Source organism: Frigoribacterium sp. PhB160, from assembly GCF_003751785.1.
Taxonomy (GTDB): domain Bacteria; phylum Actinomycetota; class Actinomycetes; order Actinomycetales; family Microbacteriaceae; genus Frigoribacterium.
Map to the genome: position 1 here is coordinate 1,341,087 of NZ_RKIE01000001.1, position 15,226 is coordinate 1,356,312.

General features: G+C 73.3%; 12 protein-coding genes. 11 read left to right on the forward strand and 1 reads right to left on the reverse strand.

The features are described from left to right. Positions 1-1,239: 1,239 nt before the first annotated feature. Positions 1,240-1,941: a DsbA family protein gene (locus EDF38_RS06310; RefSeq protein WP_233572356.1), complete on the forward strand. Its 702-nt coding sequence runs from the start codon at positions 1,240-1,242 to the stop codon at positions 1,939-1,941. Next, a complete protein-coding gene (locus EDF38_RS15855) occupies positions 1,938-2,111 on the forward strand; it encodes a hypothetical protein (RefSeq protein ID WP_158613321.1) in 174 nt (57 codons plus the stop codon). The genes EDF38_RS06310 and EDF38_RS15855 overlap by 4 nt, the downstream gene beginning before the upstream one ends. A gap of 67 nt (positions 2,112-2,178) precedes the next feature. On the opposite strand, the gene EDF38_RS06315 is transcribed toward EDF38_RS15855, so the two are convergent. Then, the gene (locus tag EDF38_RS06315) at positions 2,179-2,709 is read right to left on the reverse strand and encodes an aminoacyl-tRNA deacylase (RefSeq protein WP_123354469.1); all 531 of its coding nucleotides are present in this window, start codon (positions 2,707-2,709) and stop codon (positions 2,179-2,181) included. A gap of 15 nt (positions 2,710-2,724) precedes the next feature. On the opposite strand from EDF38_RS06315, the gene dusB reads away from it, so the two are divergent. The 9 genes from dusB (at position 2,725) to EDF38_RS06360 (ending at position 15,093) form a co-directional block, all read left to right on the forward strand. Further along, positions 2,725-3,882: a tRNA dihydrouridine synthase DusB gene (gene dusB, locus EDF38_RS06320; RefSeq protein ID WP_123354470.1), complete on the forward strand. Its 1,158-nt coding sequence runs from the start codon at positions 2,725-2,727 to the stop codon at positions 3,880-3,882. A 160-nt stretch (positions 3,883-4,042) separates the two neighbouring features. After that, the gene (locus EDF38_RS06325) at positions 4,043-5,314 is read left to right on the forward strand and encodes a deoxyguanosinetriphosphate triphosphohydrolase (protein ID WP_123354471.1); all 1,272 of its coding nucleotides are present in this window, start codon (positions 4,043-4,045) and stop codon (positions 5,312-5,314) included. A gap of 61 nt (positions 5,315-5,375) precedes the next feature. Next, on the forward strand, positions 5,376-7,283 hold the full coding sequence (gene dnaG, locus EDF38_RS06330; protein ID WP_123354472.1) for a DNA primase: 1,908 nt from the start codon (positions 5,376-5,378) through the stop codon (positions 7,281-7,283). A gap of 225 nt (positions 7,284-7,508) precedes the next feature. Then, positions 7,509-9,137 (forward strand): ABC transporter substrate-binding protein, encoded by a 1,629-nt coding sequence (locus EDF38_RS06335; RefSeq protein ID WP_123354473.1) that lies wholly within the window; start codon positions 7,509-7,511, stop codon positions 9,135-9,137. Between the two features lie 251 nt (positions 9,138-9,388). Next, on the forward strand, positions 9,389-10,480 hold the full coding sequence (locus EDF38_RS06340) for an ABC transporter permease (protein WP_123354474.1): 1,092 nt from the start codon (positions 9,389-9,391) through the stop codon (positions 10,478-10,480). Positions 10,481-10,482: 2 nt separating this feature from the next. Continuing rightward, positions 10,483-11,490: an ABC transporter permease gene (locus tag EDF38_RS06345; protein ID WP_123354475.1), complete on the forward strand. Its 1,008-nt coding sequence runs from the start codon at positions 10,483-10,485 to the stop codon at positions 11,488-11,490. Continuing rightward, positions 11,487-13,214, forward strand: a complete 1,728-nt coding sequence (locus EDF38_RS06350) for an ABC transporter ATP-binding protein (RefSeq protein ID WP_123354476.1) — start codon at positions 11,487-11,489, stop codon at positions 13,212-13,214. The genes EDF38_RS06345 and EDF38_RS06350 overlap by 4 nt, the downstream gene beginning before the upstream one ends. A gap of 2 nt (positions 13,215-13,216) precedes the next feature. Beyond that, complete coding sequence (locus tag EDF38_RS06355; protein ID WP_233572279.1) at positions 13,217-14,071, forward strand: ATP-binding cassette domain-containing protein; 855 nt, start codon at positions 13,217-13,219, stop codon at positions 14,069-14,071. Next, a complete protein-coding gene (locus tag EDF38_RS06360; protein WP_123354477.1) occupies positions 14,068-15,093 on the forward strand; it encodes a D-isomer specific 2-hydroxyacid dehydrogenase family protein in 1,026 nt (341 codons plus the stop codon). Before EDF38_RS06355 ends, EDF38_RS06360 begins: the two co-directional genes overlap by 4 nt. The last annotated feature ends 133 nt before the right edge of the window (positions 15,094-15,226 follow it).

A 15,226-nucleotide genomic window follows, 5' to 3' on the forward strand; every position in this document is an offset into this window, starting at 1 on the left:
GCCCGGCCGCCGGCCCCGCCGCGGGGACCCCGGCCGGTGTCGGCAGGGGGGCTGGCCGCCGGCGTCGGCAACTCCTGCGGACGTGCGACGCGGCGGCCCTGCGGGCCCTGGCGTCGCCGCCCCGCAGGAGTTGCCGACGCCGGCAGTCCCGGGCGCGCGCGTCCTCCCCAGGGCGACGGCCGCGGCGACTCTCCCCGTCCGCCCGCCGAGGGCCCGCGGCGCGGGTCCCGGCTCCGGCACGGTGTGGGGATGACGAGCATCGACGACCTGGTGGCCGCGGCCGGCGGCCTGCTCCACAAACGTGCCCTGGTGGCCCACGGCGCCACCGACCGGCACCTGACGGCCGCCGTCCGCGGCGGCGGGGTGTCCCGCCCGCGACGGGGGTGGTACTCCACCTGGCCGCCGACCGATCCGCGACACGTCGCCGTGGCGGTCGGCGGTCGCCTCACGGGCGCGTCGGCGCTGGCGCAGCGCGGGGCGTGGTCGTGGCGCGAGCCGGGCCTCGTCGTGTCCGTCCCTAGGACGGCGTCCCGTCTGCGGCGACGCCGTGGGGTGCGCGTCGTGTGGGACGGTCCCGAGGTGAGCGAGCGCGGCGGCGTCTGGTCCGTCGACGTGCGCGACGCGCTGGCGCGCGCCGTGGTCGAGGCGGCCTCGTTCGAGGACGCGGTGGTCCTCGCCGACTGGGCCCGCGCCTCCGGCGTGGTCCACGACGACGACGACGCCCGGGCGGTGCTCGGGCGTCACCGCCGCGACGCCGCGACGCTCGCCGAGTGGGCCGACGGCGGGTGCGACAGCATCATCGAGAGCGCGGCGGGCACCCGCCTGCGCCTCGCCGGCCGCAGGATCCGGCGACAGGTCGTCGTCGGTCCGCGCGGCGAGCGCGTCGACATGGTGGTGGACGGCGTCGTCGGCCTCGAGACGGACGGCCGGCAGTTCCACGCCGACCGGTTCGAGCGCGACCGGCGGAAGGACGCCCTCGTCGCGATCCACGGGCTCGCTCCCTTCCGGGCCAGCTACCTCGCCGTCCGCGACCGATGGGAGGAGACGGAGTCGGCCGTGGACGCGCTCGTGCGGACCCGTCGACGAGGCGTCCGGACCGCTCGCGGCACCGACCCCACGCCCCGGCGACCCCGGGGGAGGAGGGGCGCCCGCTCGTGGCACTTCGGGCCGCGACGCCGGCCCCGATCCCGGCTCGGGGTCGGCGGGAATGCGGGGGCGTCCCGCCGACTTCTCCCCACCGTGACCGCCTCGACTCCCGTCCCCGTCCCCTCCGCGACCCCCGATGCCGTGAAGATCGACGTCTGGAGCGACATCGCCTGTCCGTGGTGCTTCATCGGCAAGCGCAAGTTCGAGGCGGCTGCCGCGCAGTTCGACGGTGCCGTCGAGGTCGAGTACCACTCGTTCGAGCTCGCGCCCGAGACCCCCGTCGACTTCGACGGCGACGAGGTCGACTTCCTCTCCGGGCACAAGGGCCTGCAGGCCGACCAGGTCGCGGGCATGCTCGCCTCCGTGGCCGAGATCGCCGCCCGGGTCGGCCTCGACTACGACTTCGGCGCCCTGCGCCACACGAACACCGTCAAGGCCCACGAGCTCCTGCACCACGCGAAGTCGCTCGGCCGCCAGCTCGAGATGACGGAGCGGCTCTTCGCCGCCTACTTCGAGGAGGGGCGCCACGTCGGGCGCGTCGACGACCTCGCCGACCTGGCCGCGGAGATCGGACTCGACCGCGACGACGCCCTCGGCGCCCTGGAGAGCGGACGGCACCTCGCCGCCGTGCGGGACGATCAGGCGCGGGCGCAGTCGCTCGGCATCACGGGCGTGCCGTTCTTCGTCCTCGACGGCAAGTACGGCATATCGGGTGCGCAGGCGCCGGAGGCGTTCCTCCAGGCCCTGGAGCAGGTGGCCGCCGAGCGCGCGACCGCCACCGAGAGCGCCCGATGACGACCCCGTTCGTCATGCTGGGCGCCGCCGACGCGGTGGCCTGCGAGGGTGACGCCTGCCTCCTGCCGTCGAGGTCGGAGGACGTCGGCCAACAGGGCGCGCCGCCGCTGCCGACGCGTCCCGCCGCCTCGGCCCTCGTCGTCGCCGCCCTCGACGGCGGCGACCTCTGATCGTCGGCCCCTCGGTCAGCGGCACGACGGTCGACGACGAGTCGGGGCGACCCGGGGGATGCGCGACTCAGTCCGTGATGTCCGCCACCGTCGCCGAGTACGCGGCCACCAGGGCGTCCGCGTCGACGAACAGGCTGCGGCCGTGGGCCCCCGCGCCGAGCGCGACCCGACGACCGACGATGCGCTCGTCGGCCACGACCGGCCACGCGGTGCTGCTGCCGACCGGGGTGATCGTGCCCCGCTCGAAGCCCGTCGCGGCCAGGGCGACGTCGGGGGAGGGCATCGACAGCTTGTTGACCCCGACGACCGAGCGGAGCTTCGACCACGAGATCGACCTGCCGCCCGGAACGAGGGCGAACAGGAACGTGCCGTCGTGTCGCTTCACGACCAGGCTCTTCACCAGCGACCCTGGGTCGACGCCCAGCAACGCCGCGGCCTCCTCGAGAGAGCCCGCCTCGGGACGTTCCACCACCTCCACGTCGAGGCCCCGGGAGGCGGCGTCCCGCAGGACGCGGGCGGTCCCGTCCTCCCCAGGCGTGTCCTGTCCCTCGGCCGTCCCCAGGCCCACGGCCTCGTCTGTCGTCTCGTCGTCACCCATGGGAGAATCGTAGGGATGTCTACCACCACCATGCCCACCCGTGGCCTCTCGATCGGACCGATCGACGTGGCCTCTCCCGTCGTGCTCGCCCCGATGGCGGGCATCACGAACACGGCCTACCGGCGCCTCTGCCGCGAGTACGGCGCCGGGCTCTACGTCAGCGAGATGATCACGAGCCGTGCCCTCGTCGAGCGCACGCCCGAGTCGATGCGCCTCATCACGCACCATGCGAGCGAGACGCCGCGCAGCATCCAGCTCTACGGGGTCGAGCCCAACACCGTCGCCGAGGCGGTCACCATGCTCGTCGCGGAGGACCGCGCCGACCACATCGACCTCAACTTCGGCTGCCCCGTCCCCAAGGTCACCCGTCGGGGCGGCGGTTCGGCCCTGCCGTGGAAGATCGGGCTCTTCCGCGACATCGTCGAGCGTGCCGTCCGGGCGGCCGGCGACGTCCCGGTGACGGTGAAGATGCGCAAGGGCATCGACGGCGACCACTTGACCTACCTCGAGGCGGGTCGCGCCGCCGAGGGCGCAGGCGTCGCCAGTGTCGCCCTGCACGCCCGCACGGCGTCGGAGTTCTATTCCGGGCACGCCGACTGGTCCGCCATCGAGACGCTGAAGCAGACCGTCACGAGCGTGCCGGTGCTCGGCAACGGCGACATCTGGTCGGCGGCCGACGCGCTCCGCATGGTCGACGAGACCGGCTGCGACGGCGTCGTCGTGGGCCGGGGCTGCCTGGGGCGCCCCTGGCTCTTCGGCGACCTCGCGGCCGCCTTCCGGGGCGAGGAGCTCAAGGCCGAGCCCACCCTCGGCGAGGTGGCCACGGCGTTCCGTCGCCACGCCGAGCTGCTCGTCGAGTTCTACGACGGCGACGAGCCGCACGCCTGCCGCGACATCCGCAAGCACGTCGCGTGGTACTTCAAGGGCTACCCCGTCGGAGGCGACGTCCGGGCCAGCCTCGCGGCGGTCGAGTCCCTCCAGATGATGGACGACCTGCTGGCCACGCTCGACTGGGCCCAGCCCTACCCGGGTGAGGCGGCCGAGGGGCCCCGCGGGCGGGCCGGCAGCCCGAAGAAGCCCTCGCTGCCCGACCGCTGGCTCGAGAGCCGTGACCTCGACGAGGCCTTCAAGGCCGAGCTGGCCGCCGCCGAGCTGCACCACAGCGGCGGATGACGGCCCGGCGCGACCTGACGGCACCTCGCCCCGATGGGGCCGGCCGCCCTCGCGAGCACGGACGCCACGACGGCGCCCGTCGCCACGACGGCCTGCCCCGCCCGGACCGCGCCCACCGCGCCCGGACCGTCCCAGCCCTGCCCCGACCGAGAGGTGACCGGTGACCACTGCGTCCGTCCACGGCGCGAGCGTCGAGTACGCTCCCGCCGACTCCGAGCGCTGGCTGCCCGAGCAGCACTCGAACCGGCGCAGCGACTTCGCCCGTGACCGGGCGCGCCTGCTGCACTCGAGCGCACTCCGGCGCCTCGCGGCCAAGACGCAGGTGCTGAGCCCCACGGCCGGGCTCGACTTCGCCCGCAACCGGCTCACCCACTCGCTCGAAGTGGCCCAGGTGGGCCGCGAGCTGGCGACGAGCCTCGGTCTCGACCCGGACGTCGTCGACACGGCCTGCCTCGCCCACGACCTCGGCCACCCGCCCTTCGGCCACAACGGCGAGAAGGCGCTGAACGAGTGGTCCGCCGACATCGGCGGCTTCGAGGGCAACGCGCAGACCCTGCGGCTGCTCACCCGCATCGAGCCCAAGGTCATCGACGCCACCGGGCGCAGCTTCGGGCTGAACCTGACCCGGGCGAGCCTCGACGCGAGCTGCAAGTACCCGTGGCCCGCGGCACAGGGCGTGCCCGACCCCGGCGGGCGCATGAAGTTCGGCTTCTACGACGACGACACGGCGGCGTTCGAGTGGCTCCGGGCGGGGGCGCCGCGCCGACGTCGGTGCATCGAGGCCCAGGTCATGGACCTCAGCGACGACATCGCGTACTCCGTGCACGACTTCGAGGACGCGGTCGTCAGCGGCTACGTCGACGTGTCGAGCCTCGGCTCGGCCGACGGCCGCGACGACCTCGTCTCCGCCATGCACGCGTGGGTGGGCGGCGAGCTGAGTCGCGACGAGCTCGTCGAGGCGTTCGACCGACTCCGTCGGCAGCCCTTCTGGGTCCGGTCGTACGACGGCGGCCGTCTCGACCAGGCCCGGCTCAAGAACCTGACGAGCCAGCTGATCGGTCGGTTCGCCGGCTCGGCGACGCAGTCGACGCGTGAGTCGTACGCCGAGCAGTCCCTCATCCGCTTCAGCGCGAGCATGGTCGTCGACCCCGACGTCATCGGCGAGATCGCGGTGCTCAAGGGCATCACGGCGGCGTTCGTGATGACGCAGGGCGCCCGCCAGCCGATCTACGAGCGGCAGCGCGACGTCCTCACCACCCTGGCGGAGGCGCTCTGGTCGCACGGCGACTCCGAGCTCGACGCCGGCTTCGCGGCCGACTGGGCCTCCGCCCCCGACGACGCCGCCCGCCGACGCGTCGTCGTCGACCAGGTCGCCTCGCTCACCGACCAGAGCGCCGTCGCCTGGCACGACCGCCTCGTCGGGCGACCGTGAGCCCGACGTCCCCGACCCCGGCGCCCCGCCCCGTGTCGGCGGCCCGACCTAGGATCGTCCCGTGCCCGGCCTGATCAAGAGGAACGACATCGACGAGGTGCGCTCGCGCACCAACATCGTCGACATCGTCTCGGACCACGTGACGCTCAAGGGCGCGGGCGTCGGCTCGATGAAGGGGCTCTGCCCGTTCCACGACGAGCGCAGCCCGAGCTTCCACGTCCGGCCGCAGGTGGGGCGCTACCACTGCTTCGGCTGCGGAGAGGACGGCGACGTCTTCAGCTTCGTGCAGAAGGTCGACCACACGACTTTCCAGGAGGCCGTCGAGCGGCTCGCCGCGCGCATCGGGTTCGACCTCCACTACGAGGACGGCGGTCAGGCCAGCGACCACGGCAACCGGGCCCGCCTCATCGCCGCGAACGAGGCCGCGCGCGAGTTCTTCACGGAGCACCTGACGGCGGCCGACGCCGAGCCCGCGCGCCGGTTCCTCGGCGAGCGTGGCTTCGACCCCGCGGCCGCCGGCCGCTTCGGCGTCGGCTTCGCGCCGAAGTCGTTCGACGCGTTGCGCTCGCACCTCAAGGGCCTCCGCTTCACCGACGAGGAGCTCGTGACGGCGGGCCTCCTGAGCCAGGGCGACCGCAGCCCCTACGACCGGTTCCGGGGCCGGCTCGTCTGGCCGATCCGCGACGTGACCGGCTCGACCATCGGCTTCGGCGCCCGACGCCTCCTCGACGACGACAAGGGCCCCAAGTACCTGAACACCCCCGAGACCCCGATCTACCACAAGTCGCAGGTGCTCTACGGGCTCGACCTCGCCCGGCGCGAGATCTCCAAGGGCAAGCAGGTCGTCATCGTCGAGGGCTACACCGACGTCATGGCCTGCCACCTGGCGGGCGTCACGACGGCCGTCGCCACGTGCGGCACGTCGTTCGGCGTCGACCACATCAAGCTGCTGCGGCCGATGCTGGGCGACGTCGGGGGAGCCGACACCTCGGCCGGCGGCCAGGTCGTCTTCACCTTCGACCCGGACGAGGCAGGCCAGCGGGCGGCGTCGCGCGCCTTCGCCGAGGAGGGCCGCTTCTCGGCACAGACCTTCGTCGCGGTCGCGCCCGACGGCCTCGATCCGTGCGACCTCCGCCTCAACCGGGGCGACGACGCGGTGCGGCGCCTCCTCGACACGAAGCGTCCGATGTTCGAGTTCATGATCCGACGCGTCCTCGACGCCCACGACCTCGAGACGGTCGAGGGGCGGGTCGCGGCCCTGCGCTCGTCGGCGCCGGTCGTCGCGGGCATCCGCGACCGGTCGACGACCCAGGGCTACGTGCGGCAGCTCGCCGGCTGGCTGGGACTCGACCCCTCCGAGGTGGCGACGAGCGTCGACGAGGCACGCCGCGCCTCCGGCGCTGCCGCTGCCCTCGAGCGTGCCCAGCCGAAGAGCGTCACCGACGGCCGGCAGTCCATCACGAGCCTGCCGCCGCTCCCGGAGGAGCCCGCGGGGCCGAGCCTGCTGACCATGGCCGCCGACCTCACGACGCGCACCGAGCGCGACGCGCTGATGGCGATGATCCAGCAGCCCGCGGCGGTCGGCTTCGAGCTGATCCAGCGCGCGGTCCGGGCTCGCCTCGAGAACCCGTCGTTCGCCGTCGTCCGCGACGCGGTGGGCGCGAGCCTCGACCACTTCGGCCAGGCCGACTGGCTCGACGTCGTGCTCGACCAGACGCCGCCCCCGTTCGACGGGCTCGCCAAGGAGCTCGCCGTGGCGCCCATGCCCGAGCGGCCGGGTCGCGAGATCACCACCTACTGCCGCGGCATCGTCGTGTCGATCGTCGAGCGCGACCTCATCCGCGAGAAGTCGGAGCTCATGGGCCAGTCGTTCCGCACCGACATGAAGGCCGAGCCAGAGAAGTGGCGCGAGATCCAGGTGCGCCTCGCCGCCCTGGAGGCCGAGCGACGGACCGTCACCGCCGAGTGAGCGAGCCCATGGCAGGCCGTCGCCTGCACCCCGTGCAGAGGCGACCACGTGGCAAGGGTTCATTGCGGGCCTGTAAACATTCGCGCCTCGGCACCGCCCGGAGCCCGGCCATGTGTTACCAATGATCACTCCCTCAGTCAGCGGCGCCCCGGAGCCACGTCCACAGCAGCGTCCGGTGCCATGCCGACGGGGAGCTCCCGCACACAGAGAAAGAGGCAACCGGACATGACATCCGACTCCAAGCTCGTCTCGCGGCGCGTCCTCGCCGTGATGGGCGGCGCCGCCGCCACCGCACTGGTCCTGGCCGGCTGCGCCTCGGGCGGCGACGCCGCCGACGACGCGCTCAACGGCATCTCGGTCGGCACGACCGACGTGATCACGTCGCTCGACCCCGCCGGCTCGTACGACAACGGCTCGTTCGCCGTCCAGAACCAGGTCTTCGGCTTCCTGATGAACTCGCCCTACGGCAGCCCCGACGTCGAGCCCGACCTCGCCGAGTCGGCCGAGTTCACCGACCCGACGACCTACACGGTCACGCTCAAGGACGGCCTCACCTTCGCGAACGGCAACGAGCTCACCTCGAGCGACGTCAAGTTCACGTTCGACCGCCAGCTGGCGATCGCCGACGACAACGGCCCCTCGTCGCTGCTCGCGAACCTCGCCAGCACCGAGGCGCCCGACGACAAGACCGTCGTCTTCACGCTGAAGGGCGCCGACCAGACCTGGCCGCAGATCCTCTCGAGCCCCGCGGGCCCGATCGTCGACGAGGACGTCTTCTCGGCCGACAGCCTCACCGCCCCCGACGACATCGTCTCGGGCAACGCCTTCTCCGGCCAGTACTCGATCACCGACTACAAAGAGAACGAGGCGATCCAGTACGAGGCGAACGACGCCTACGACGGCGTGCTCGGCGCCCCCGTCACCTCGTCGGTCACGGCCACGTACTACACGGAGGAGACCGACCTCAAGCTCGCCGTGCAGGAGGGCGACGTCGACGTCGCGAACCGCAGCCTGAGCCCGACCGACCTCGCCGACCTCGCGACCGACGACTCGCTCACGGTGCACGACGGCCCCGGCGGCGAGATCCGCTACATGGTCTTCAACCTCAACACGCAGCCCTACGGCGCGACGCAGTCCGACGCCGACCCGGCCAAGGCCCTCGCGGTCCGCCAGGCGATCGCCGACACGGTCGACCGCGCGGCCCTCGCGAAGGAGGTCTACAACGACACCTACACGCCCCTCTACTCGGTCGTCCCCGACGGCCTGACCGGCGCCACCGAGCCCCTCAAGGGCCTCTACGGCGACGGCGACGGCGGGCCCGACGTCGACAAGGCCACGCAGACCCTCTCCGGCGCCGGCGTCTCGACGCCCGTCGCGATCGACCTGCAGTACAGCCCCGACCACTACGGCGCCTCGAGCGACGAGGAGTACGCGCTGATCAAGACCCAGCTCGAGGCCACGGGCCTCTTCACGGTCAACCTGCAGTCGACCCTGTGGGACACCTACTCGAGCGAGCGCCGCGAGGACGCCTACCCCGTGTACCAGCTGGGCTGGTTCCCCGACTTCTCGGACGCCGACAACTACCTGTCGCCGTTCTTCGTGAAGGACAACTTCGTGGGCAACCACTACGACGACGCCGAGGTGCAGGGCCTGCTCACGCAGGAGATCGCCGAGTCCGACGAGGCCGCGCGCACCGACCTCATCGGCCAGATCCAGGACGCCGTCGCGGCCGACCTGCCGACGCTGCCGCTGCTGCAGGGCACGCAGGTCGTCGTCTCGGCGGCCGACGTGACGGGCGTCGACGACACGCTCGACGCGTCGTTCAAGTTCCGCTACGGCGCGCTCGGCCGCTGACCTGACCGGGTCGGCGACGAGCCGACCCGAGCAGCGACGCACGGCGCGACACGCGAGGGGGTGTCCGGCCCACGGGCCGGGCACCCCCTCCGCGCGGCGGAGACACGAGGAGGCGCGACCCGCCCACCCGGGGCCGGGCACCGCCCAGCCCGCCCGCCCCGCCGCACGCCGGCACCACCCCGCACGACGCACCACCCCGCACCACGCACCACCTGAACAGCACCACACCGCACCAGGAAAGGCACACCGACGTGACAGTGCTCATCGGGGACCCGACGGCCCCCGCGACGCCCCCACCCACCACGGCCAAGCGACGATCCGGCGGCGGCCTCGGCCGCTACCTCGTGGTGCGGGCGCTGCTCATCATCCCGACCGTGTTCATCCTGGTCACCCTCGTCTTCTTCCTCATGCGGGTCGTCGGCAACCCGATCACCGCCAGCGTCGGCGGCCGGCTCACCGAGGCCCAGCTGCAGGAGCGCCTCCACGCCGCCGGCTACGACCGGCCGATCATCGTGCAGTACCTCGAGTACCTCGGGCAGGTGGTGCGCCTGGACTTCGGCACCACCGCGACCGACAACCGCCAGATCAGCGACATCATCGTCACGTACGGCGCGGCGACGGTCGAGCTCGTCTTCTACGCGCTGATCGTCGCCCTCGTGATCGGCATCCCGCTCGGCATGCTCGCCGCCTACGTGCGCGACCGCTGGCCCGACGCGGTGCTGCGCATCCTCGCGATCTTCGCCTACGCCACGCCCGTCTTCTTCGCGGGCCTGCTGCTCAAGCTGACCTTCTCGGTCTGGCTCGGCTGGCTGCCCCTGAGCGGCCGCGCCGACACGCGGGTCGGCATCGCGCTCGGGCGCATCGACAGCCCGACCGGCATCTACATCATCGACGCGCTCCGCATCGGCAACGCGACGATCATCACGAACGTCCTCAGCCACGCGGTGCTGCCGGCCCTGACTCTCGGGCTCCTCACCGCGGGCATCTTCCTGCGGCTGGTGCGCACGAACGTGATCGGCACGCTCGGCTCCGAGTACGTCGACGCCGCCCGCTCGCGCGGCGTGTCCGAGTTCCGCCTCGTCCGGGCGCACGCCCTCAAGCCGGCGCTCATCCCGATCATCACGGTGATGGGTCTCCAGATCGCCATGCTGCTCGGCGGCTCGGTCCTCACCGAGACGACCTTCGGCTGGCGCGGCCTCGGCTTCCAGCTGCAGCAGTACCTCTCCGCGCGCGACTTCGTCGCCGTGCAGGGCATCGTGGCCGTCCTGGCCGTGATCGTCGCCGTCACGAACTTCCTGGTGGACGTCATCGCCGCCCTGATCGACCCGCGAGTGAGGTACTGACCATGAGCACGACCACCACCGGGGTCCTCGCCGACCGCCGGGAGCCGCTCTGGAAGCGCCTCCCCGTCGTCGCCCACGTCCGCCGCGCCGTCGGCCTCCAGCGCGGCATGCTCGTCGCCGGGCTCGTCATCTGCGGCGTCTTCCTCCTCCTCGCGGCCCTCGCGCCGCTCATCGCCCCCTACGGCTTCGGCCAGCTGAGCGACGCCGACGGCACCTTCCCGCGCCAGGCCGCGCCGAGCGCCGAGCACCTCTGGGGCACGACGGTCGGCGGCTACGACGTCTTCAGCCGGGTCGTCTGGGGCACCCGCACGGCGATCGCCGTGGTCGTCGTCGCCGTGGTGCTGTCGATCACGATCGGCGTCGTGCTCGGCCTCGTCTCCGGCTACCTCGGCGGCTGGCTCGACCGGGTGCTCGTCGTGATCGCCGACGCGGTCTACGCCTTCCCGTCGCTGCTGCTCGCCATCGTCATCTCGATCGTGATCAGCGGCGGCCAGTCGAGCCTCACCGGCGGCATCCTGTCGGCGGGCATCTCGATCACGGTCGTCTACGTGCCGCAGTACTTCCGGGTCGTCCGCGCCGAGGCCGTCCGGCTCAAGGCCGAGGCCTTCGTCGAGTCGGCCAAGGTGGTCGGCAGCAGCACCCCGCGCATCATGTTCAAGCACGTGCTCCGCAACGCCACGCGCAGCCTCCCGCTCGTGCTGACGCTGAACGCCTCCGAGGCGATCCTGACGCTCGCCGCCCTGGGCTTCCTCGGCTTCGGCATCGGGCCGACCGCCGCGGCCGAGTGGGGCTACGACCTCAACCGGGCGCTCAGCGACACGGCGAGCGGCATCTGGTGGACGGGCGTCTTCCCCGGCACGGCCATCGTGCTCATGGTGCTCGGCATCACCCTCGTGGGCGAGAGCCTCAACGACCTGGCCGACCCGCGCCTCCGGACCCGCCGTCGGGCCAGGCGCACGCAGAAGGGCGCGGCCGCGACGCCCGCCGAGACCACGGAGGTCCGCGCATGAGCGACCCGCAGCAGCCCGCCCGCCACGCCACGCACGACCTGCCCCGCGACCGTCGCGACGTCGCGGTCGGCATCGAGGACCTCGAGGTGACGTTCGCCACCGACGGCGGCGACGTCCGTGCCGTGCAGGGCGTCACGCTCGACGTCCGCGCAGGGGAGGTGCTCGCCATCGTGGGCGAGTCCGGCAGCGGCAAGTCGGTGACCGCCAAGACCATCCTGGGCCTCCTGCCCGAGACGGCCGTCGCCTCCGGCGCCGTGCTCCTCAGCGGGCAGAACGTGCTCGAGATCGGCCCGGCGGCCGTCCGCCGCCTCCGCGGCACCGACGTCGCGATGGTCTTCCAGGAGCCCTCGACGGCCCTCAACCCCGTCTACACGGTCGGCTGGCAGATCGCCGAGGGCCTCCGGGCCCACGGCAAGGTCGGACGCAAGGAGGCGCGGGCCCGGTCGATCGACATCCTCCGTCGCGTGGGCATCCCCGATCCCGAGAGCCGCGTCGACTACTACCCGCACCAGTTCTCGGGCGGGCAGAAGCAGCGCGTGGTCATCGCGATGGCGCTCGTGCTGAACCCGTCGGTGATCGTCGCCGACGAGCCGACGACCGCCCTCGACGTCACGGTGCAGGCCGAGATCCTCGACCTGCTGCGCGACCTCCGCGACGAGTTCGGCACCGCCATCGTGCTCATCACGCACAACATGGGCGTCGTGGCCGACCTCGCCGACCGCGTGGCCGTCATGTACCTCGGCAAGGTCGTCGAGCAGGCCACCTCGGCCGAGCTCTTCGCGAGCCCGCAGGACGACTACACCAAGCGCCTCCTCGCGTCGGTGCCGAAGCTCGAGCCGCGCGGCGCCCAGGTGCAGGCGGCCGAGGCCGACCGCGACGTCGTGGTGCGCGCGACGGGCCTCGAGATCGAGTACCCGGGCCGGCTCGGCCGGGGCGGCTTCCGGGCCGTCAAGGGCGTCGACTTCTCGATCGCCCGCGGCGAGGTGCTCGGCCTCGTCGGCGAGAGCGGGTCGGGCAAGACCACGATCGGCCGCGCGATCGCCGGCCTCACCAAGGTCACGGGCGGCTCGCTCGAGGTGCTCGGCGTCGAGATGAACGGCGTCCACGAGCGCGACTTCAAGGCCAAGCGGGCCGAGGTCGGCTTCGTCTTCCAGGACCCCGCCTCGAGCTTCAACCCGCTGCTGACGATCGCCGAGTGCGTCGCCGAGCCGCTCATCGTGCACGGCCGGGCGCAGAACGCCCGCGGTGCCCGGCGCCGCGTCGACGAGCTGCTCGAGGCCGTGCAGCTGCCGAAGGCCTTCGGCGACCGCTACCCGCACGAGCTGAGCGGCGGCCAGCGCCAGCGGGCGAGCCTCGCCCGGTCGCTCGCCCTCGAGCCGGCCCTCCTCATCGCCGACGAGCCCACGAGCGCGCTCGACGTGTCGGTGCAGGCCAAGGTGCTCGAGCTGTTCCGCGAGCTGCAGTCCGACCTCGGCTTCGCCGCGTTGTTCATCAGCCACGACCTCGCCGTCGTCAACATGCTGGCCGACCGCATCGGCGTGCTCTACCACGGCGACATGGTCGAGATGGGCCCGAACGACCAGGTGCTCGGCGCCCCCGAGCACGTCTACACGCAGCGCCTGCTGGCCTCGCTGCCCGTGCCCGACCCCGCCGAGCAGGCCGCGAGGCGCACCCGGCTGGCCGAGCTCGACCGGGCCGCCGCGCGCGCCGACGGGGCCGCCTGACCGTGGCGGCCCTCGACCTCGACATGGCGTCGCCGGTGACGACCAGCGACCTGTCGCTCGAGTACCCGGCGCACTCCGGCCACGCCGCGCTCCGGGCCGTCGACGGGGTGACCCTGTCGGTCGCCCCCGGCGAGATCGTCGCCGTGCTCGGCGAGAGCGGCTCGGGCAAGTCCACGCTCGCGCAGGCCCTCGCCGGCCTCGTCGGCCGCGGCCGGACGCCCGAGGGGCGACCGCGGATCGTCGGGGGCACCGTCAGCGTGTTCGGCCAGGACATGGCCCGCTCGTCGATCCGCCGACGCGACCGTCTCTCGTCGATCGTCGGCTACCTCGCCCAGGACGACGGCGAGGCCCTCAGCCCCGACCTCACCGTGGGCGAGGCCATCGCCGAGCCGATCTACCTCCGCGACCGCCGCTTCGACCGGCGTGAGGCCGGGCGCGTGACGGCGGCCCTCGTCGACGCGGTGCACCTGCCGCTCAGCACGATGCTCAAGCAGACCTGGGAGCTGAGCTCCGGGCAGCGGCAGCGCGTGGCCCTGGCGCGGTCCCTGGTGCTCGAGCCGCGCCTCCTCGTGGCCGACGAGCCGGCGCGCGGCGTCGACGTCCTCGTGCGGCAGGCCGTGCTCGACGTCATCCGCAACCTGCACGCCGACCGGCAGTTCTCGGCGGTCGTCGTGACGTCGTCGGTGGCCGAGGCCCGGGCCATCACCGACCGCGTCGCCGTGATGCGCGGCGGGCGCCTGGTGGGCCACGGCAACGTCGACGAGGTGCTCCGCGACGGCCTCGACCCGTACGTCAAGGTGCTCTCGTCGACCTCGCCGATCGACATCATCACCCCCGAGGAACGCGGCGACGCATGACCGCCCCCGGCGAGCAGCGAGCCGCAGGAGGCGCGCGCGGGCACCGCGCGGTCGTCCCCGACGCACCCGGTCGCGTCCCGCACGCCGCGCCCGAGGCGGGGCCGGTCAGCGTCGCGCCCCGGCCCTCGCCGGTCTTCGTGGCGGCCGTCGAGCAGGCGGGCGGCACCGTCGTGCCCCTCGGCGACGAGACCCGCGGGCTCGTCTGGCTGTCGTACTCCGACCCGGCCGGGCTCGAGGCGGCCCTGGCGGCGCACCCGCGCATCTCGTGGGTGCAGCTGCCCTACGCGGGGGTCGACGCCTTCGCGGACGTGCTCGCCCGGCACGCCGGCTCCGTCACGCCCCTCTGGACGAGCGCCAAGGGCGCCTTCGCCGAGCCCGTCGCCGAGCACGCGCTCATGCTGACGCTGTCGCTGCTGCGGGTCGTGCCCTCCCGGGTGCAGGCCACGTCGTGGCAGCGCGAGCAACGCGGCATCTCGCTCTACGGGCGGGACGTCGTGATCGTCGGCGCCGGGGGCATCGCCCTCGAGCTGATGCGCCTGCTCGAGCCCTTCGAGGTGAGCGTCACCATCGTGCGGCGCGGCGACGCGCCGGTCGTCGGCGCCGCCCGCACCGTGACCGCCGACCGGCTCGACGAGGTGCTGCCCACGGCCGACGTCGTCGTCCTCGCCGCGGCGTCGACGCCCGAGACGGCGCGGCTGCTCGACGCGCGTCGCCTGGCCCTGCTGCGCCCGAGCGCCGTGCTCGTCAACGTCGCCCGGGGCGACCTCGTCGACACGGAGGCGCTGGTCGAGGCCCTGCGCCACGAGCGCCTCTGGGGCGCCGGCCTCGACGTCACGGCGCCCGAGCCGCTGCCGGACGGCCACCCGCTGTGGGGCGACCCCCGGGTGCTGATCACGCCGCACCAGGCCGACACGCCGGAGATGACGGCGCCGCTGCTGGCGGAGCGCATCCGCCACAACGTGCGGGCGTTCCTCGGCGACGGTGCCTTCGTCGGGGTCGTCGACCCCGCCCGCGGGTACTGACCACCCACTGTCCTGGCGAGCCCGCGAGACCGTGGCGGGCCCGCCACGCCGCGGCGGTGACGTGGTTCATCCCGGGCGCGATTGTTTGCTACAGTTGTGTCCGCTGTCGAAGACCCCGGTCGGAGGCAGTTGC

Coding starts and splice junctions, on each gene's coding strand:
- EDF38_RS06335 (WP_123354473.1), top strand. CDS start 7,509: ATGACATCCGACTCCAAGCTCGTCTCGCGGCGCGTCCTCGCCGTGATG.
- EDF38_RS15855 (WP_158613321.1), top strand. CDS start 1,938: ATGACGACCCCGTTCGTCATGCTGGGCGCCGCCGACGCGGTGGCCTGC.
- EDF38_RS06360 (WP_123354477.1), top strand. CDS start 14,068: ATGACCGCCCCCGGCGAGCAGCGAGCCGCAGGAGGCGCGCGCGGGCAC.
- EDF38_RS06315 (WP_123354469.1), bottom strand. CDS start 2,709: ATGGGTGACGACGAGACGACAGACGAGGCCGTGGGCCTGGGGACGGCC.
- EDF38_RS06345 (WP_123354475.1), top strand. CDS start 10,483: ATGAGCACGACCACCACCGGGGTCCTCGCCGACCGCCGGGAGCCGCTC.
- dusB (WP_123354470.1), top strand. CDS start 2,725: ATGTCTACCACCACCATGCCCACCCGTGGCCTCTCGATCGGACCGATC.
- EDF38_RS06350 (WP_123354476.1), top strand. CDS start 11,487: ATGAGCGACCCGCAGCAGCCCGCCCGCCACGCCACGCACGACCTGCCC.